Here is a 19,466-nt window from a genome sequence, read left to right as displayed (position 1 = left end):
CAGGTGTGCAAGAGTAAACAAACAGTGCACAGCTGTTAAGTGATTCTTTTAAATTTATCGGTACTATTTATAACAATTAGTCAAAAGTTTAATTTGAATTTAAAAAATCTTATGGATAATGGCCGCTGGAACACGAGAAAATACAAAACAATTGGGAGAAAGTATGGAAATACAACAAGAAGTATTGATGGCCTGGGGCATAAAAATAGGCCTTGCACTGGTTATCCTTGTCGTCGGTAACTTTATCGCAAAGACCATTGTAAACCTGGTGAAAAAAGCGCTTGCCAAAAAACAGGTAGATGCTGCCGTTGTTAGTTTCGCCGGTAGCATTATCTATGTTATCGGACTACTGGCCGTCTTAATTGCTTCAATGTCGCAGCTGGGTATCGACACAACCTCGCTGGTTGCCGTGATCGGTGCGGCAGGTTTAGCGATTGGTCTGGCGCTACAGGGGTCATTGTCCAATTTCGCGTCGGGTGTATTAATTGTCGTTCTGCGTCCTTTCAAAGCGGGTGACTTTGTTGAAGTGGGCAATCGTATGGGTACCGTCATGGAAATTAAGTTGTTTGCCACCAAACTTAAAACGCCAGACAACAAAATTGTTATTGTGCCGAACTCGTCTATTACCGGAAATGCCATTACCAATTTTTCGACGCAGGAAACGCGAAGAGTGGATTTGCTTATTGGTATCAGCTACGACGCAGATATTCGCAAAGCCAAATCGGTTATTGAAGAGTTAGTGGCCAGTGATGAGCGGGTACTGAAAGATCCGGCCTGGACTATTGCTGTGAGTGAGTTGGCAGATTCTTCGGTTAATCTGATTGTACGCCCCTGGGTAAAAACACCGGATTACTGGCCAGTTTATTGGCACCTTATTGAAAATATAAAAATTAAACTGGATGAAAACGACATCACCATCCCGTACCCACAAATGGATGTATATCTGCATAAAACTGAAAATTAATCTTCTGTAGGGAACATTGAACGTTCCCTTTCGTTTTTTAAAAGAGTAAACACAATGAAAAAACTATTATTAGTCGCTGCGATGGCTGCCTGTGGCTATGCACACGCCAATGATGACGAGCAAAAAGCCTTTACCCTGGACGGGGAACTAGGCCTTATTTTTACTACTGGTAACACAGAAACTACGTCGGTAAAAGGGCGCCTGAGTGCCAGCCATGAAATGGAAATGTGGAGTAATGAATACCTAATCGAAGGTCTATACAAAGAAGAGGAAGTGGAAAACGATCTGGGTGAGGATGAAAGCCAGACTTCCGCACAGCGTTATTTCTTGTCAGCGCAGGGTAACTATAAACTGGATAACCCGCAAAACCGCTTGTTTGCCTTCGGTTCCTACGAAGATGACAGATTTACCAGCTTTGATTATCAGGCAACGGTAGCCGCCGGTTGGAGTAGTGTATTTTTTGAGTCTTCAACACAAAAGCTGACCTACAGTATCGGTCCGGGTTATTCCTTCGCAGAAAAGGTGGATGGTGAAGACGCCAGTGGCTTTATCGTCCGGGGTGCGTTTGACTATTCATGGAAGATTTCCAACTCAGCAAACTTTAAGCAAAAGGTGAGCACGGAAGTCGGTAGCGAAAACACTAAATCTAAGTCAGAAACCTCTGTTTCGGCCAAGATTGCCGATGCGCTTTCTATGAAGTTTTCAATTATCTTAAAGCACAACTCTGAAGTTGATGACGGTGTTGATAATCTGGATACAGAAACAGCAGCCACTTTGGTTTACACCTTCTTCTAAGCTGTATCTGAGTGAGCCAGGCGGCTCACTCAGCTTTTTCATTACCTGTTGCAGCGGATTCCGCTTGTTGCCAGGTACCCGTCGATAAATTATTGGGTGAATGATTTTCCAGCGTGAAGCGCCAGGGAAAAGCCTGCTTTATCAATAATCCGGTTGCAAGATTAAATCGCCAGAATCGCTCTGCACCGTCAAAATACGGTAGCAGTGGGTGTTCCCATAATATTTCTGCGTTTCCGGTCATAGTGAGTACATCGCCGGAGGCAAAATCGATAAACAAAAGTCCTGCCGCAGGGTTGATTTGAAAATTTCCCAGGGTATTAAACACCTTGTTGCCGCTAAAGTCGGGAATCAACAAGGTCGTGTTGTCTTCTGTTCGAACAAACCCGGGGACACCGCCCCGATGTGAGACATCCGCACCGTAGGCCACGCCGTTTTGAATGGAGCGCCCGGCTGAGCTGGCTACGAAAAACGTATCTGCTTGCTCAATAATCTGATTTATCTCGCCATTAAACTGATTAAACCGGTATGTTACTGCCTGGGTTTTTACCGGGGCCGCTTGCCTGGTGCGCGTGTGAATATACTGCGGACAGTTGCCAAAAGTTTGCAGAACATTCAGGCTAATTTGCTTGCTACTGATGTCGGATACCATCGCTGATAGCCGATTCCGCCTTTTGGTCTCCAGCTCGATACCCAGTAAGCCAACCGGAAATTCAGCCATCATTGACTCATTAAACAGCTTCAGGGATTCTGCTAATGGATCTCCTGCTAGCGGAGTTGCATTTAAAACCACCTTTTTATCCGAGGGCGTTCGCATAAATCCGGGCTGGTTACAGAGTACCGAAGCCCATACCTGACCATCGATATCCTGGTGTCCCAGAAATACCATTGGCAGTGTTTGATAAAACAGTCGGTGCTGTTCTGGCATATGATCCCGTATCATTCTTTCACTGGTACGGGCAACTGATTCTGCAACACCCAGCTTTTCCTGAACGCTGATTTCACCGTGGTGAAACAATGGATAGGTGGTCATCAGAGACTCCTTTGGCATTTTTGCTTACTTTGTCTGTGCCGCAGTTATTTTAAATGTCAGGTCAGCAGCAAAGCATTGTTGTACAACTGAACTTTGCTACTGACCTTGCATTCATTGCGGTATCGTTGGTTAATTACAGCGCTTTCTTTGCATCTGTTTCAGTTGTCGGCATAGCGACAAATCCGGGCAATTGTTCCACTCTTGACAGCCAGGCACAGACTTGCGGAAATCCAGACAAATCAACACCGCCTTCCGGGGCATGGGCTGTATAACTGTAGAGCGCGATATCCGCGATGGTTCGATTTTCCCCGACTAACCAATTTCGACCGGTTAAATGTTGCTCCATAATGGAAAGTAACGCACTTGCTTTGTCTAATGTACTGCCGTGATCCAGTGACGCACCAAATACAGTGACAAGGCGTGCTGCTGCCGGACCATGTACTAATTCATTGGCTGCTTTTGAAAGCCAAACCTGAATTTGCGCCATCAGTTCAGGTGTATCTGGATACCATGAACGGTCCTGGTCATATTGAGTTGCGAGGTACACCAATATGGCGTTTGAATCTGCAACTACCCTGTTACCATCTTCTAATACCGGTACTTGTCCAAACGGGTTTTTAGCCAAATAATCTGGTTGTTTATGAGCCCGGTTAGCAAGGTCCACCGCGATAAGTTCAACATTAAGGTTTAGCAAACTGGCTAACAGTCTTGCTCTGTGAGCATGGCCCGACAATTCAAAATCATAAATTTTCATCATAAATCTCTCTGTGTTGTCAATGTAGAACAGAGTTTAAATTTATGTGTATTGGAGATAAATTAGCTAAACAACAAAACACAATCCATAAAATGTGGATAAAGGGCAGTTATGGACAAGATTGAATTAATGCGGGTGTTTTCGGTAGTGGCGCGCAATGGCAGCTTCACCAGAGCAGCCAACGAACTCAATATTGCAGTTCAGACGGTGAGTAAGTATGTAAAGGCGCTGGAAGACGAACTGGGGATACAGTTATTTAATCGCACTACCCGTAAAGTGACGCTGAATGATACCGGCACCGCTTACCTGGAAAAATGTGTTGATTTACTCGAGCAAATTGATGAGCTTGAATCAGTAATAAAAGTGACTCACAGTGCTCCCAAAGGGCGTATCCGTATTTCAGCGCCTACGTCGTTTGGTGAACTGCATCTGGTGCCGGCAATCCGGGACTTTTTGGTGTTATATCCGGGTATCAGTGTCGATATCGACCTGTCTAACCGCCGTGTTTCTCTGGTCGAAGAGGGGTTTGACATGGCATTGAGAATTGGTGAGTTGCCGGATTCAACAATGATTGCCCGTAAGTTAAGCGCGATGCGCATCGTGGTGTGTGCAGCCCCTGAATACCTTCAACGCTATGGCAGGCCGGCTCACCCTGAACAATTAGCACACCATAATTGTTTTGTAGATCATAACCTCAGACAAGGTCGCAGCTGGCGATTTTTGGAAAACAAACGGGTATTCAAAGTCGATGTAAGGGGAAACTTTGAAGCTAACTCTCCCGGTTCCATGCGACGTATGGTGTTGTCCGGCCTGGGGATAGGCTTGTGCCCAATGTATGTGATTAAAGACGATATCAGATGCAATACAATCGTCCCGTTATTTGAACAATATGAAGCTTATCAATACGGTGTTTATGCACTGTATCCGCACCGCAAACACTTGTCTCATCGTGTCAGAGTGTTGGTTGATTTTCTGGCTGAGCGATTTCGTCAGGAAGACTGGCTGCCACCTGGGTAAAAAGTCTTGTTCGCAGGATAATTTGCCACCGGTATCTTATTTTAGTCATAAAACCACGATACCTTGAAAGTTGACTAGAATTATCTCTATTGACAGGGGAAACGGGAAAGCGAATGAGATTGCCAACTTTCTACATTATTCATTGTTGTTTGGTGCTGTTGGTCAGCAGCCCGGGCTTAGCGTTAGCCACGATTGTAGAAATTGAGCGCGATGGTGAGATGATTGAATATCAGGGCTACCAAAATGCACGGGGTGCCTGGGTGTTTAATGCCGATGCGGAAAAACGCATTACTATGGCAACGCTGGACTGGCTACCTTACATTGGAGAAAATGCCTGTGGGCAAGGATGGGTACAGCAACTAGTTGTTGGTATTTTTTTGCAGCTTGATTATCAGGTGCACAGTTATTTTGTTCCATGGAAGCGTGCTGTAGCCATGGCTGAAAGAGGCTCGGTAGATATCTTGTACCCTGAATATGCTATCGCACCGAATGCACCTTCAGATATCTTTCCCGCTAAGAATCGCGACGAACTGCTGCTCTTATCGGAGCCGTTTTCCGGCGGGAACGTCGCGCTGATAAAGCGCAAAGATCATGCTTTTGATTTTAATGGTGATTTGCTTAGCCTTAAAAACCAAACTATCGGTGTTGTTGCCGGATATGAAAATTCACCGGAATTTGATGCCTTGATGGAAGAGGGATACTTTCACACCAACCCTGCTGTTGACGACTGGACCAATATTAAAAAACTGCAAAAAGGCAGAATAAACTTTATCGTCGCTGATCCTGTCGTGGTTAATTATAGTGTTTCGCAACATATGGAGCGCGATGAAGCTATCGCGTTTCAGGATAATGTCGAAGTATTGCAACCCTATCTTGCGGTTCAACCGTTATATCTGGCGTTCTCCAGGTTAAGAGAGGAGCATCTGTCGCATAAAAAAGCGTTCGATCGGGTGTTGACGTCATGGCGCGAGTCCGGAAAGTTGAAATTACTGCGAGATAAATGGCTGGATAAAGTAGGGGAAAACCGGCTCTGCTCGATGTACTAGCTGCACTGCGTCAAACTCTGAGCCTTAACATTACCAACCCGATTAAACCGGCGGATTGTAATCCGGAGCGTGATAGCGCACACTTTGCGAAGTTGCAGTGCAGTCACCCGTTGTATTGGAGAATTTCTATCTTGCATTTAATTGTTACGCAACCCGCCGAATCTGCCGAACTTCCCTGGACAAGCATTAAACGCCAGGCGCAGCGACTTGGACACCACATAGAACAACAAGGTGACCGCATTCAAAAGGTCATTGCTGAACTGCCCACACAGCCACTGGCCATTAAGCTGGTGACCGCCGCGGGTGGTTCCGGAAATCAGGTGACATTGCTGACTAACCCTGAACTTTGCGTAGATAAGGTGCTGAACGTATCCCCGGCAACGCCAGGTGAGGGTGTCACGGTCTGGTGCTTGAGCCATGCCTGGTTTGCTAAAATGTTGGCGCCCAGACTTAATTTAGATGAGCACGACGCCGCAGAAATGGAAAGCCTTCAGGCCCAGTGTTGTTGTTTGATTGCGTTAAAGCACAACAACATGACCAACTTAGCGGTAAAAGTTGCCACCTGTATCCCATCTTCCGCACTACCCAAAACCTTTACTTTTGAAACTGATGCCGGAACCGAGCAGCGGGATCGACCTGCTTATTATTATCGTCAGGCGGGTGTAATCCCGTGGCGCAGATTACATGGACAACTTCAGGTCATGTTAATTACGTCTAACCAGAATCGCTATTGGGGTTTTCCTAAAGGGGTGATGGAGCCGGGTGAAAGCCCGGAATATACCGCTGAAATAGAAGCGCGCAGCGAAGGTGGCGTCGTGGGGGTATTAGGCCAACGAGTGGGGCAGTTTGAAGTCCCTAAATGGGGCGCTACCTGCACCGTAGACACCTTTGCGTTGGAAGTCACTGAGGTACTACCCAGACAGGTTTGGCAGGAGAATCATCGCAACCGGCATTGGTGTAGTATTGCGCTGGCCAAAGGGCTGGTCAAAGATAGCGGCTTTGTTGCAGTGTTAAGTCATTTTGAAGCCTGTCTGGGATAAAATATCACTCAAAACATCCCCTCAAAGCAAAGTAATTTTGCAGATTTGTTATTTTTCCTTGATCTTTTAGTTAATAAATGACAACGTTGTCATATCCGTATATTGTTTCTTTTTCAGACAGGTTGATGAAAATACACTCATCAGGAAAACTGCTCTGACAACAAAATGACAGCGTTGTCAAATTGGACTATAACTTATTTACAGTTAATTATTGTGAATATAATTAGTCAACAGTAACGGTTTTTTGTACGTTATTTGCGTGCTGATGATATTTGTTTGGAGCGCCACTATGTTTGCAAAAATCACCCTAAAATCCAAAGTACTGTTGCTGGTTATTGTGATCACTGCATCTATGTCCAGTATCGCGTTATTGGGATTACACGCGTTAAAAATCGCCAGTGAGCAAGATAATATTGCTCGCATTGAGCAGTTATTTAAAAGCACTTATTCTGCGATTGTTCAATTAGAGCGGCTTACTGTATCCGGAAAGCTACAGGAGACACAGGCCAAGATGATTGCCGCGTCAATATTACAGGAAAACAAATATCACGACTCGGAATATGTGTATGTCGTTGATGAAAGCCTGGATTTTATTGCCGCGCCGCACGACCCGCAACTGGTGGGAACCAGTTTCAACGACTTTAAAGATGCCAAAGGCAACAGCATTGGTGCTTTAGTGGAGCGGGTAGCGATGCGGGGTAACGGCCAGATGGTTAATTATGACTGGACTTCTAAACGCGATGGTGAAGTGGTGGAACTTACCTCTGTAGTGCAACGCACTCCGGGTTGGGGCTGGTATGTGGGCACTGGTATTAGTTTCAAAGAAGTGGATGAGCGATATTGGTCGATTGCCCGTTGGTTAGTGGGGTTGTCTACGCTTATTGCCATAGGAATCGCGTTTTATCTCTATTATTTTGGCACCCGTTTACAACAAGACCTTGGTGCCGAGATTAAACAGGTAGTGTCCACGGTCAGTCGTGTATCCAAGGGAGATTTGAAAGACGACAGCTTTGATTTCGATTTTCGCCCGGACAGTATAATGGGTTCGATTACTTACATGCGAAAAGCGCTGACCGATGTTGTCACTAACATCAACGGTGTATCCCGGGTATTGAAAGAGCAGGTAAAAGATTCAGAAGAGCAGTCATTGCACCTGGATAAGTTGACCGGCTCGCTTAACAGTGAAACTGAAACGGTAGCCAGATCAATAGAAGAGATTGCCACAACCGCACAAAAAGTAAACGAAGACGTGGCCAGTACAGCGGTGGCAATTAATGCGGCAAAACAAAAAGGTGATGAAGCCAGCGAACTCACACAGGAATCCACAACGACCATCACAGAGCTGGAACGACAAATCGAAAAAGCCGGTGAGAGTATTCACGTACTGGGTGAGGAAGTACAAGGGATTGAAGGGGTGCTGCATGTTATACAAGGTGTTGCAGAGCAAACCAATCTACTGGCACTTAATGCTGCAATTGAGGCAGCCAGGGCCGGTGAACAAGGGCGAGGTTTTGCTGTTGTGGCTGATGAAGTCAGGAATCTGGCAAAACGCACCTCGGAAAGCACTCAGGAAATTCACAATATGATTGAGCGTTTACAAAAAGTAGCCAGAGACGCGATCGATTCAGTAGAAACCAGCATTAAAACCAGTGAGCACAGTGTTTCTTGTTCTTCTCAGGTCAGAGAAGCACTGGATGAAATGTTTACGCTTATTGAAGACAGTGCGCAAAAAAGCCAAAATATCGCCGTGGCCTCACAGCAGCAATTGCAATTAGCGGAACTGGCCAACCTACGTATCAGCGATATTTCCAAAATGAGTCGTGACACCGCACAGGTATCACGTAGTGCCCATGACAAAGCGGATTTAATCAGGCAGTCGTCAGAAGAGTTGCAGTCAGAAATGAAGAAATTCCAGATTTAGCAGTGACGGTTTCGCGACTAAAATAGGTCTGTTTGGAACAGAATACATTCTGCATAGTTCAACAGACCCTGACTGTATGGCGGGAATGTCACCAGACATTCCCGAAAACATTTCTTAGTCCGACTTTGCGACGGTGTTGATGCGATAAAATACCGCATAGAGGACAGGAACTACGCCCAGGGTCAGCAGTGTGCCCACCGCTAGGCCGAAAGCAATAACCACCGCCATGCCGTAAAACAACGGATCTTTAAACACTATCAGAGGCAGCAATCCCATCACAGTGGTGATGGTGGTCATCGTTATTGGACGAAGCCGGGTAATGCAGGCATCGACAATAGCATTAAAATCTGTTTTTCCTTCCTGCCGTTCGATGTCAATTCTGTCTATCAGCACGATGGCATTATTGATAATAATCCCCGCCAGGCTGTAGATCCCCAGCGTTACCATAAAACCACTGGGGGCATTCATCACCAGCAGTCCGATAACGGTACCGATAACAGACAACGGGATGGTGAGGAGAATAATCCCGGCGCGTCGGAACGAGTTAAACTGCAGTACCAATAGAATAACAATGATGGCCATCGCCAGTGGCATGTTGGCACTGAGTGCTTCTGCAGCACCGGCAGATTCCACAATAACTCCGTCGTATTCGATATAGTGGTTTAAGGGGAGATCGGCAGCCAGCGCCTGGATATCGGCATCTATCAGCGCCTTTAAATCCTCTGCAGACATCATCAGGTTGCGTCCTTCAACACTTACCGTGCGAAATAAATTCTCGCGTTGAATCTTTGAATACTGATATACAGGCCCGAAGTCAGCCACCTGAAACAAGGGGACGGCCTGTCCTAACTTACTGGAGTAGATGGACACAGTGCGCAGCCTGTCGAGATTAAAGCGCTCGCTTTCATTCGCGCGAAACATCACCGGAATAATATCTTCATTTTCGCGGTATTCAGTTACTAATGAACCGGAAAAAAAGCCCTGTAGCTCATTGGCGATGTCTTCTGAAGTAATGCCGACACGTCTTGCCCTATGTTGATCAACCTGCACCTGAACCTTAACAATCAGGTTTTCCCAGTCCTGACGAATATCCACGGTATCAGGTATTGATTGCAATAACGCCATGACCTCCTGAGCCTTGCTGTAAATAATGTCTTTGTCCGGGCCTTTCACCTGAATTTTAATGGTGTTGGAATCGGAAGGACCAAGAAACATTTTTTCCACCCGGGCGAAAACATCGGGGAAATTTTCGATAAAACCTTTGTGCAAGCGTTGTTGCATGGCATCCACTGTCTCTGCATCTGTCAAATTGATAACAATAAATCCTTTGTTATCAGCGGGATCGATAGGGTTGAGTGACAGCACAAAGCGTGGCCCGCCAAACCCAACATAACCGGTGAAACGCTCAATTTCCGGAAATTGTTCTTTGTCGTTCAACCAGGCAAAAATGTCCTGCATTTGCTTGTTAGTTGTGCGGGACGAGGTACCGTTAGCCATTTCAATATTCACGGTAAGTTGATTGCGATCAGAGTCGGGAAAAAACTGTTTTGAAACAAAGTTAAAACTCAAAAGGCTGAGTATAAACAGGCCCAACATTATGCCGCCAAATACGCCCCTGTGCGCTAATATCCAATGCAGGAAATCGCGATACTGCTGCTGAATGTTGCCCAACATAGTGCTCGCTGGAAGGGCACTGTTGTTGTCCGAATTGCTTGCGGTGTCGTCTACTTTAATGAAGTAATAACACAGGACCGGAGTCACACACAGTGCCAGTAGCCAACTGCTCAACAAAGTAATTAATATCACCAATGAAATTGAGCGGGTATATTCACCGGCCGCGTGTTCAGCCATCATCAGAGGAATGAAGAATAAAATGGTGGTCAGCGAGGAGCTAAGTAGCGGCATCGCTAGCTCTTTGCCTCCCTGAATCATAGCCTGCTTTCGCGCAACACCTGTTTCAAGTCGCCGTTTGAAATCTTCGGCTACGACAATACCGTTGTCTACTAATAGCCCCAGCGCAATTATCAGGGTAGCCAGACTCATGCGTTCCAGCAGCATGCCGCTGAATTGCATAATAGCCAGCGTGACCAGCATTACGAAGGGAATGATCGAGCCGACGATCAACCCTGTACGTTTACCGAGAAAGAATATCACCACCAGCAAGACAATTATCAAGGTTTGCAACACACTGACTGAGACATTGGATACGGTTTTGTCCACCTGGTCTGCTTGCCAGGTTGCCACTTCAATGTTGTAACCAATAGGCAGTGTATTGAGGATTCTGTCCAGAGTGCTTTTAAGCCGTGGCGCATATTCTAATATGTTGTAGTTGCTGGCCATATTGATAGCAAACATAATTGCTGGCTTGCCATTGAAGTAAGCGGGTTGATACACAGGATCGCGATAATCTCTTTTAATGGTGACAATATCTTTCAATGCGATGGTTTCTTCATTGCCCGGAATAGAGATATGGGTGTTACTGATATCCTCTATTGAATTGAAGTTTCCGGTAGGTTCTACCACAAAGGCTTTGCTGCCAGTATCAATCTGTCCTCCGGGCATGATTATATTTTGCTTTGATAATTCCGCGCTCAATGTGTAGGGAGAAATGCCCAATTGCGATAATTTGGCCCCTGAGGCTTCCAAAAATATTCGTTCTTCCTGCGTGCCCGAAATGTCCACTTTTTCTGTACCGGGTACCGAATACAACATATCGCGGATATGGGTACTGATGTCGGCCATTTCTGCCGGCGAAAAGTCATCTGAAGTGAGGGCGAGGGTGGCTACAGCCACGTCACCATAAGAATCGTTAACAAACGGAGTTTGGGTGCCAGATGGCAAATTTGCCTGGGCTTGTTTTACCTTGTTGCGCAGATCCTGCCAGATAAGTTCCAGATCAAAATAACGGTCGTATACTTCAACGTGAATTGTGGAAAGTCCTGTTGAAGAGGTAGAGCGAATCTTTTCCACTTCCGGTATTTTGCGAATTTCTTCTTCGAGTTTTTTAGTAATCAACTGTTCGACACGTTCTGGCGACATTCCCTCAAATCGGGTGCTGACCACTGCTGTTCTGATGGTTATGGTCGGATCTTCTTTGGCTGGCAAGGTAAAATAGGCAAATAGGCCGTTGATCAGCAATAGTACCAAAATCATCAATACCGGCTTGCGATACTGAAAAGCTATCTCAGTTAAGTTCATGTTCACCTCTTAGTTATACTGCTGAACATGCTTATCGAGCAATTTGACTGTTTGTCCATCCTGTAGGTAGTTGACCCCGGCTGTGGCAACAATTTCGCCCGGTTCAAGGCCCGTACTTACCAATATCTGATTGTCGTAAATGTTCTCTGTTTGCACTAAGCGTTTGCTGACTGTTTGACTGGTTGGGTCAAACACAAATATATAACTTGTCTGACCCTGACCAGGCATGATGGCGGCAATGGGCAGCCTGAAAATGTCACCAGAATAGCCGGTCCGTCCCGCCCCCTGAAACGAGAAGTCCACTTCAGCTGTCATACCTGCTCTGAGTTCTTTAGGTGGCGAGAGCACAAAAACATTGACCGGAAAGGCATTCGCTGATTCAGCTCGGGAACCTAATTCGGTAATTGTTCCCGTGTTGCTCATGCCTGGTAATGCCGGAAAGCTCACGGCGACATCAACTTCTTTGTTCAGCCGGGAAATTAAGGTTTCTGGTACCATTACTTTTACTTCCAGGCCGTCTGTTCCTTCAATTTCGAAAATTGCCTGACCGGGTGATATCTGCATGGACGGTTCCGCCAGTCTTTTAGTCACCGTGCCATCATAGGGAGCTTCTAATTCGGTATCTGCCAGATCTTTTCTGGCGATATCCAGTTGCGCCTGCGCAATATTGACGGCTGATTCTGCAGACTCAAAGGCTGCTTTGACATTGTCAAACCCCGACGCCGACACCAGTCCTTTTGCGATAAGCTCTTTGTAGCGCGTAAATTCGTTCTGTGCTTCACTTAACGAAGATTTGGCCTGTTGTAAGTTTGCTTCTGCAGATTGCAGCGACAACCGATAGGTGCGCTGGTCCAGTCTCGCAATAATCTGACCCTTTTGAATCCTGTCCCCTAAATCAACATCGATGGTTTTGATTTTGCCGCCAACTTCAAAACTTAAATTGGTGGCCTCTACCGGTTGAATGGTTCCCGACAATCTGCGAATTTGTTTGAAAGATGACGGTTCAGCCTGCACCCAGGTGATGGGGCGAATTGCAGGCTCGGGCGGGGGTTTAACTTCGCTGCAGGAAATCAGACTGAATAACAGCGAGAGGGAGAGTGTCTTGGCTTTCATGGTACTTCCGTTTAATGTGGAATGAGTAAATTATAGGGCGAATTAGACGCGGATGTTAGCATTTAGCACCGTACCTCGCTGCAGGTTTTACTTTTATTTAGAAAACCTGACAAATCTTTACAATCACACTCTGGCGTAAGGGGTTACGCCTGGTTGGTTTTAAATATCTGAATTTGACTCTGTAGTTCGCTGGCCAGCTTGGCCAATTCCTGACTGGCTACTGCACTGTGATTGGCGTTTTCAGCCACCATCCCGGTACTGATAGTGAATTCATTGATATTTTCACTGATTTCATTGGCAACCGCAGTTTGCTCTTCTGTGGCTACCGAGACTTGTGCATTGATATCTGAAATTTCCATCACAGCAGTGACAATCTCCTGCAAAACATTAGATGAATCTTTGGCGTGTTCCACACTTTGACTGGCTTTGTCCTGCGCTGTAGACATTGATTCTACCGCTTCTTTGGCTGACATCTGTAGTTTGCTAATCATATCGTTGATCTTGGTGGTAGACTCCTGAGTGTTGTGAGCTAACTGGCGTACTTCGTCGGCAACTACGGCAAATCCTCTGCCTGATTCACCGGCCCGGGCAGCTTCAATTGCCGCATTTAGGGCCAGTAAATTTGTTTGCTCAGCGATGCCCTGGATCATCAACACCACCTGATTAATTTCATTGGTTTGCTGATTTAATAAGGTGATTTTTTGTGCGTTTTCATTCACGACATTCGACAATTCGTTAATGCCTTTTATATTGTCCTGTATCTTCTCAATGCCAATGGCAGCGTTGCCATTGGCGTCATTGGCTTTTACAGAGGAGCTATTGGCATTATTGGCCACTTCCTGAATGGCCGTGCTCATTTCTGTGATTGCTGTGGCAATCATGGTGGTTTGCTGCTCTTGCTCAGTGGCTGTGGCTGCAACCTGAGTACTGATACTGCTCATTTCTTCCGCAGAAGAAGACAAGGTATAGGTTGCTTTAGAGACGTTTCTGACCAGGTTTTCAAGGCGCTCTAACATTTTGTTAAAACCTGCGGCGGTTTCTGCAATTTCATCACCGCCGTCATCAATGGCTCGCAGTCTTAAATCGGCAGTGTCTGCAATATTAATAATGGTGTCTCTGAGCGCTCGCAATGCAAATTGAATACTGCGGTAAACAAGCCATGCCAGCACGATCATTCCTATGATTAATGCAAATAACGTTATGTAGAGCAGTGTTTCCGTGGTTTCAAATTCAGCATCTGACTCAGCTTTGAATTTACTGGCTTCATTCAGTTGTAAATCAATCAGGTCATTAAAACTGGCACTTAAAGGATCAAATACGGAATAGAGCTCTTTAACAAAATTATCTCCCTGCAATGGATTGTTTGCCGAGGTCTGAATATTTCGCTCGTAGGATTCAATCAATCGAACGACATTTTGCAACTCTCTGGCAGACACTTCAGTGAGCCTTTTTTCTTCACTGGTCAATTTTGTTTGCAGGTATTTTTGCCAGTTTTCATCGGCGGTTTTTCTAAATTGTTTTATATCGCTAAGTAGTTTGTTTTTATCGATTAAACCCGCGCGATATTTGTGGTAATGATCGACAATATTTACCGCGTAATTATCCGAAACTACTTTTATTTGTTTTAGTGGAACTATGCGATCATCATAAAGACTGTCGATGCCGCGAATCAGTGTTTCCATGATACCGATCATAAACAAGCTCATGAATACAAAAGCGAATAAGGGAATGACACAAAGTGAAAGGAGTTTTGTTTTTACAGTCAGTTGGTTAAGCATAGTGGTGCAAAACGTTATTTCAAATTAGTCTTTTCAGTATTGTATAAAATCTAATTTGTACCAGTATGAACCGTCATATTTTTAAAATTTGCGCAGTTGAATATAAAAAGGAAATTACAAACTATTGAATATTTTCCTATTTTTGAGTTGGGATCAGGAACAGAAAAGTTGCAATAACTTTATTATTGCAACTTTGATATATTAAAAATATGGAATTAAATGTACTTTTTAAATGCGTCGTCCACCGGCGTATTGGCGATGTGATTGGTAAAATTGCTCATTACCTTTTGCGCCATGCCTAAAATAATGGCCAACATGTCCTGATTAGAATAACCCGCTTGATAAAAGGCTTCTGTTTGCTCTGCACTTAAATTACCGCGTTGCTCCACCATCGCCAGCGTGGTTACTCGCAAAGTTTCGAGTTTCGCATTTGCCAGTACTTTGCCATTTTTCACGTCGTCGTTTAGCTCGCTGTTAACGCCCATCATTTGCGCCACAAGGCTATGAGCCGGCAAACAATAATGACAATTATGGGCGCGGTTAATGGTTTGCCAGACGACCGTCAGCTCATCTTTATTCAATGAACTTTGAGTAAACAACCGGTGCAATTGCTGATAGGCCTCTAAGGCTTCTGGTGATTCAGCCATTACGGCATGCAGATTTGGGATCATGCCGAAGTCTTGTTGGCTTTTTTTGAGTAAAGGTTTTGCTGCTTCTGGTGCGCTTTCCAGAGTGTGGAGAGTGAAATCAGTCATCTTTGTTAGTCCTCTGTAATGAATTTACCATTTAAATTTATTTGAAATTGAACGCTTGTTCAAGGTAAATTTGAACAAATGTTCAAATTTGATTGGAAACAGATATGACTCGGGTGAATATTGACACTGCCATCGAAAAGGCAACGCAGTTGTTTTGGATGAACGGCTATGGTGCAACAACAATGAGGCAGTTGCAGCATGCCATGGACATGAGGCCGGGCAGTATTTATGGGGCTTTCGGAGACAAAGACACCTTATACCTCAGAACACTTGAGTGCTATAAAAAGCAATGGCTGTTAAAAATGAAGACTACTATGGCCGGGTCTGATACTGCGATTGAAGGTTTAACAAAAACCATTTCGCTGGCTATTTTCACTGACAACAGCGCACCCTCGGATCTGTGTTTTTTGGTGAAAACCGTGAATGAATTAGAAACCCGCCAACCGGATTTAGTAAGCTATGCCAGAAACGCATTGTTGGAAGTGCGTGATGAATTGCAGCAGCAAACAGAGTTGGTATTGGCGGAGCTTGGGAAAAGCCCGGAAGAAATCTCCGCACAGGCTAAAGGTTTGGCAATCATTATTCAGGCGCAAATTATGGGCCTGAAAGCGCAATTAAAGTTGAACAGAGAGCCTGAAGTGATCGCCGCATTAGTCGCCCAGTTTGTGGCATCGATATTCAGACAAACACCATCGCACTAACTGGCATTTAATGGAGTTGGTATAAAGTATGAAAACACTGATATTGTGTCGACACGCCAAATCCAGTTGGAAATACGCCACCGAGGATTGTTATCGACCACTCAATCAGCGCGGCCTGATGCAGGCACCTGAAATGGCCAGCCACAGTCAGCAGGCACCTGACATGGTGCTTTGTTCTCCCGCTGTCAGGGCCTGGTCAACTGCAGTATGTTACTTTCAGGCACAACGCTGGGATTATCAGTGTTTGCGTATGGAACCGCGATTAATTGAAGCAAGTCGGGACAATCTGGTCGCGATTCTGCGTGAGCTGAGCGATGATATTACACGGCTATACCTGTTTGGCCACAATCCCGGATTTAACGACCTGATTGACTGGCTATGTCCGGGCAAAGGTAAACCGGTTAATCTTGTGACCTCAGGGCGGGTTGAAATCAGTTTAGCCCTGGGTCATTGGCGGTTACTGGCTCCTGACGTCGGTGTGATTCAGGATTGGCGTGTACCGCACAAAAGTACCGACAAATAACCGACAAGGCATAGCGTCCCGTCTTTACCTCGTTAATTCGTAACGAAGCATTTCTAAAAGCAATTCCTCTGCATTTTTGATATAAACTCTGCTGCTTTTGTCATTTAATGGCAATACAACTAATACCCAATAATAAAACGACAGGATGAGATATGAGGAACATTCGAATTACTTTGCTGGCTGCTGCAATATCAGTCGCAATTAATGCTCAGGCCGCAGAAAGCGAACAGCACAAACTCTTATTGATGCAGGAAAGTGAAGCCGCTCCCGCAGAATCTGAAAGCGCAGACAAAGTAGCGGCGGAAGAGAAAAAAGAAAAGTCCATGACTGAAAAGCTGGCAGAAAAAGCAGCATTTCCGGGGTTAATGGATGTTTATCGCGACGAAAAAGACGGCTCTGGGTTTGTTGTAATTACTGATGATATGTTAAACAAGCCCATTCTTTACATGGCGCATACGGTCAATGGTGCCCTTGACGCTGGTCACTTTAAAGGGGCCTATCGCGATGGCAAATTGATCGAATTTCGTAAGTACTTTGATCGCATCGATGTCGTTGCGCTAAACCCACGTTACTACTTTGATCAAAGTAATGCCATCAGTCGTGCGGCAGATGCAAACATCAGCTCAGCAGTACTGGTATCAACAAAAATTGAAATGGACGAGGAGGGCAAGTATGCCGTTTCTTTGGCTGACCTAGTACTCAACGAAAGCATTCACAAGGTATCGCCCTGGCCTAACCCGGCTGCAGATAAAGATTCTAAGCGCTTTAAATTGGGTAAGTTTACCGGTGGTAAATCGCGCATTCTGGAAATTAACAACTTTCCAGAAAATACCGACATGATCGTAGAATATGTTTTTGAGGACGCTAATCCTAAAAATGCCGGTAATAATGAACTTGCCGATCCGCGCTATGTGTCTGTGCAATTGCAACATTCCTTTGTGCAGCTTCCCGATAATGACTTTAAACCACGACGAGACGACCCTCGGGTGGGATATTTCCTGCAACAATTCGATGATATGACCTCAGATCGCACCGCCAATTATCGCGATGTGATTAATCGCTGGGATCTGCAAAAGAAAAACCCTGGCGCAAAAGTTTCTGACCCGGTTAAACCGATCACCTGGTGGATTGAAAATACCACACCAATGGAGTGGCGTGAGACCATTAAAAATGCCACATTGGCCTGGAATTCTGCGTTTGAAAAAGCCGGTATCAGCAATGCTATTGAAGTAAAAGTTCAGCCAGATGATGCTGAATGGAGTGCCGATGACATTCGCTACAATGTGTTGCGCTGGACCAGTTCGCCAAGACCGCCTTTTGGTGGCTATGGACCGAGTATTGCGAACCCTTACACCGGCGAAATTATTGCCGCTGATATCATGTTGGAATACACCTTTATGAAAGGCCGTTGGATTCAGGCTAATTTCCTGAGTGATGGTTATTCAGAAACAGACACTGTGGATATTGAGCAAGAGGGTTTACATTGCTCTTTAGGCCATGCCATGAATGCTAACCTGTTGTTTGGTCAGGCAACGGCGATGGCCCAGGGCATGGGTGATATTGAAAAAGACAAGATGTTAAAGCAAACCATGTATTACCTGATTTTGCACGAAGTCGGACATACGTTGGGGTTGAACCACAATATGCGTGCCACGCAACTGCACGACAACGATGTGGTGCATGACGAAAGTGTTACTCAGGGCATATTAGCGGGTTCAGTGATGGATTATCCGTCGGTAAACTTCGCCCCTCCGGGTAAAGAGCAGGGGGATTTTTACACGGAGAAACCAGGACCCTATGATGACTGGGTTATTGAATATGGTTATTCCGAAGCACTTGACGATGCTGCTGCGGAAGAAGCCCGATTAACCGAAATTCTCAATCGTTCGACACAGCCGGAACTGGCATTTGGTAACGATGCCGATGATATGCGCGCACCGGGCAGACATATTGATCCCAGAGTTAACATTTTTGATATGTCAGGGGATGTTGTTGCTTACGCCAAAGATCGCTTTGAGCTAATCCGGGATACCTGGGGAAAAATGACTGAGAAAGCGTTAAACCCAGGAGATTCCTATAATGATCTGGTTGTGGGAGTTAATGCTGTTTTCACTGAATTTTCACGCCAGGCAAATGTCACCTCACGTTACATCGGCGGGGTTTATGTGGATCGTGCTATGGTTGGGCAGGAAGGGGCCACCAAGCCTTTTACTCCAACCCCAGCCGTGACTCAAAAAGCAGCGATGTCTTCACTAAGAGACAACCTGTTTGCACCTAATGCCTTTGACGGTATGCAACCCCTTTATGACCAGATGCAAAAACAACGACGTGACTTTGAGAACTTCGGCAAAAACGAAGATCCAAAAGTACACGAAATGGTATTGAAAGCGCAACAAGGGGTTCTTGCTCATGTGATGCATAAAAACACCGTTGAGCGCATCGTTGATACCGCGTTATACGGCAACGATTACCCGTTAGAAGTCGTGTTTGCCGATTTAACTGACGCAATCTTTGAGGACGATATGAAAGGTAGTGTCAACAGCTTCCGTCAGAATCTGCAGGTAGCTTATGTCGATCGCCTGCTGAATATATCAGGTCTTGAGGCCAAGAGTGCCTATCCGCATTTTGCACAGGCAGTAGCGACCTACGAACTTGAGCAGATTGTGGATGAGTTAAACCTCAAACGCGGTGATCAGGCCACAAAGATACATCGCAACTTTTTGATGCGTCGTATTAACAGCGCCTTTCACAAAAGCAAAAGTTAAGGCGATTTAAGCTGATACAGGCCGGCTGTCATGCCGGCCTTTTACTATCTGTGGTATGGGTTAAGT

15 protein-coding genes are annotated in these 19,466 nt (G+C 45.4%); 9 read left to right on the top strand and 6 right to left on the bottom strand.

Annotation, left to right across the window (positions count from 1 at the left end; genetic code table 11):
• Window positions 1-163: 163 nt before the first annotated feature.
• Window positions 164-964, top strand: coding sequence for a mechanosensitive ion channel family protein (locus tag LJ740_RS02430; RefSeq protein WP_229527458.1), 801 nt, complete (start codon window positions 164-166; stop codon window positions 962-964).
• 54 nt (window positions 965-1,018) lie between these two features.
• Window positions 1,019-1,759 (top strand): DUF481 domain-containing protein, encoded by a 741-nt coding sequence (locus LJ740_RS02425; protein WP_229527457.1) that lies wholly within the window; start codon window positions 1,019-1,021, stop codon window positions 1,757-1,759.
• Between the two features lie 25 nt (window positions 1,760-1,784).
• Here the strand turns inward: LJ740_RS02425 and LJ740_RS02420 are convergent, their stop codons facing one another.
• Entirely contained in the window at window positions 1,785-2,789 is a 1,005-nt protein-coding gene (locus LJ740_RS02420; RefSeq protein WP_229527456.1) for a pyridoxamine 5'-phosphate oxidase family protein, read from the bottom strand.
• 133 nt (window positions 2,790-2,922) lie between these two features.
• Complete coding sequence (locus tag LJ740_RS02415) at window positions 2,923-3,546, bottom strand: glutathione S-transferase family protein (RefSeq protein WP_229527455.1); 624 nt, start codon at window positions 3,544-3,546, stop codon at window positions 2,923-2,925.
• 108 nt (window positions 3,547-3,654) lie between these two features.
• Here LJ740_RS02415 and LJ740_RS02410 point away from each other — a divergent pair, with 108 nt between their 5' ends.
• The 4 genes from LJ740_RS02410 (at window position 3,655) to LJ740_RS02395 (ending at window position 8,567) form a co-directional block, all read left to right on the top strand.
• On the top strand, window positions 3,655-4,560 hold the full coding sequence (locus LJ740_RS02410; protein ID WP_229527454.1) for a LysR family transcriptional regulator: 906 nt from the start codon (window positions 3,655-3,657) through the stop codon (window positions 4,558-4,560).
• Between the two features lie 113 nt (window positions 4,561-4,673).
• Window positions 4,674-5,606: a substrate-binding periplasmic protein gene (locus tag LJ740_RS02405; RefSeq protein ID WP_229527453.1), complete on the top strand. Its 933-nt coding sequence runs from the start codon at window positions 4,674-4,676 to the stop codon at window positions 5,604-5,606.
• A gap of 131 nt (window positions 5,607-5,737) precedes the next feature.
• Entirely contained in the window at window positions 5,738-6,646 is a 909-nt protein-coding gene (locus LJ740_RS02400) for an NUDIX hydrolase (RefSeq protein WP_229527452.1), read from the top strand.
• 289 nt (window positions 6,647-6,935) lie between these two features.
• Window positions 6,936-8,567 carry a methyl-accepting chemotaxis protein gene (locus tag LJ740_RS02395; RefSeq protein WP_229527451.1) on the top strand — a complete coding sequence of 544 codons (1,632 nt, stop codon included), beginning with the start codon at window positions 6,936-6,938 and terminating at the stop codon, window positions 8,565-8,567.
• A gap of 114 nt (window positions 8,568-8,681) precedes the next feature.
• Here the strand turns inward: LJ740_RS02395 and LJ740_RS02390 are convergent, their stop codons facing one another.
• The 4 genes from LJ740_RS02390 to LJ740_RS02375 form a co-directional block, all read right to left on the bottom strand.
• Window positions 8,682-11,765: an efflux RND transporter permease subunit gene (locus LJ740_RS02390; RefSeq protein ID WP_229527449.1), complete on the bottom strand. Its 3,084-nt coding sequence runs from the start codon at window positions 11,763-11,765 to the stop codon at window positions 8,682-8,684.
• 9 nt (window positions 11,766-11,774) lie between these two features.
• Window positions 11,775-12,878, bottom strand: coding sequence for an efflux RND transporter periplasmic adaptor subunit (locus tag LJ740_RS02385; RefSeq protein WP_229527448.1), 1,104 nt, complete (start codon window positions 12,876-12,878; stop codon window positions 11,775-11,777).
• Window positions 12,879-13,021: 143 nt separating this feature from the next.
• The gene (locus LJ740_RS02380; RefSeq protein WP_229527447.1) at window positions 13,022-14,656 is read right to left on the bottom strand and encodes a methyl-accepting chemotaxis protein; all 1,635 of its coding nucleotides are present in this window, start codon (window positions 14,654-14,656) and stop codon (window positions 13,022-13,024) included.
• Between the two features lie 215 nt (window positions 14,657-14,871).
• Complete coding sequence (locus tag LJ740_RS02375) at window positions 14,872-15,411, bottom strand: carboxymuconolactone decarboxylase family protein (protein ID WP_229527446.1); 540 nt, start codon at window positions 15,409-15,411, stop codon at window positions 14,872-14,874.
• A 104-nt stretch (window positions 15,412-15,515) separates the two neighbouring features.
• Here LJ740_RS02375 and LJ740_RS02370 point away from each other — a divergent pair, with 104 nt between their 5' ends.
• From LJ740_RS02370 to LJ740_RS02360, 3 genes are all read left to right on the top strand, one after another.
• Window positions 15,516-16,112, top strand: a complete 597-nt coding sequence (locus tag LJ740_RS02370) for a TetR/AcrR family transcriptional regulator (protein WP_229527445.1) — start codon at window positions 15,516-15,518, stop codon at window positions 16,110-16,112.
• A 28-nt stretch (window positions 16,113-16,140) separates the two neighbouring features.
• Entirely contained in the window at window positions 16,141-16,635 is a 495-nt protein-coding gene (locus LJ740_RS02365; RefSeq protein WP_229527444.1) for a SixA phosphatase family protein, read from the top strand.
• Window positions 16,636-16,796: 161 nt separating this feature from the next.
• Entirely contained in the window at window positions 16,797-19,400 is a 2,604-nt protein-coding gene (locus LJ740_RS02360; RefSeq protein WP_377307055.1) for a zinc-dependent metalloprotease, read from the top strand.
• Window positions 19,401-19,466: the final 66 nt, after the last annotated feature.

Origin of the sequence: Planctobacterium marinum, from assembly GCF_020687805.1 — a bacterium.
Taxonomy (GTDB): Bacteria; Pseudomonadota; Gammaproteobacteria; order Enterobacterales; family Alteromonadaceae; genus Planctobacterium; species Planctobacterium marinum.
This window is presented reverse-complemented; position numbering and strand designations above follow the sequence as displayed.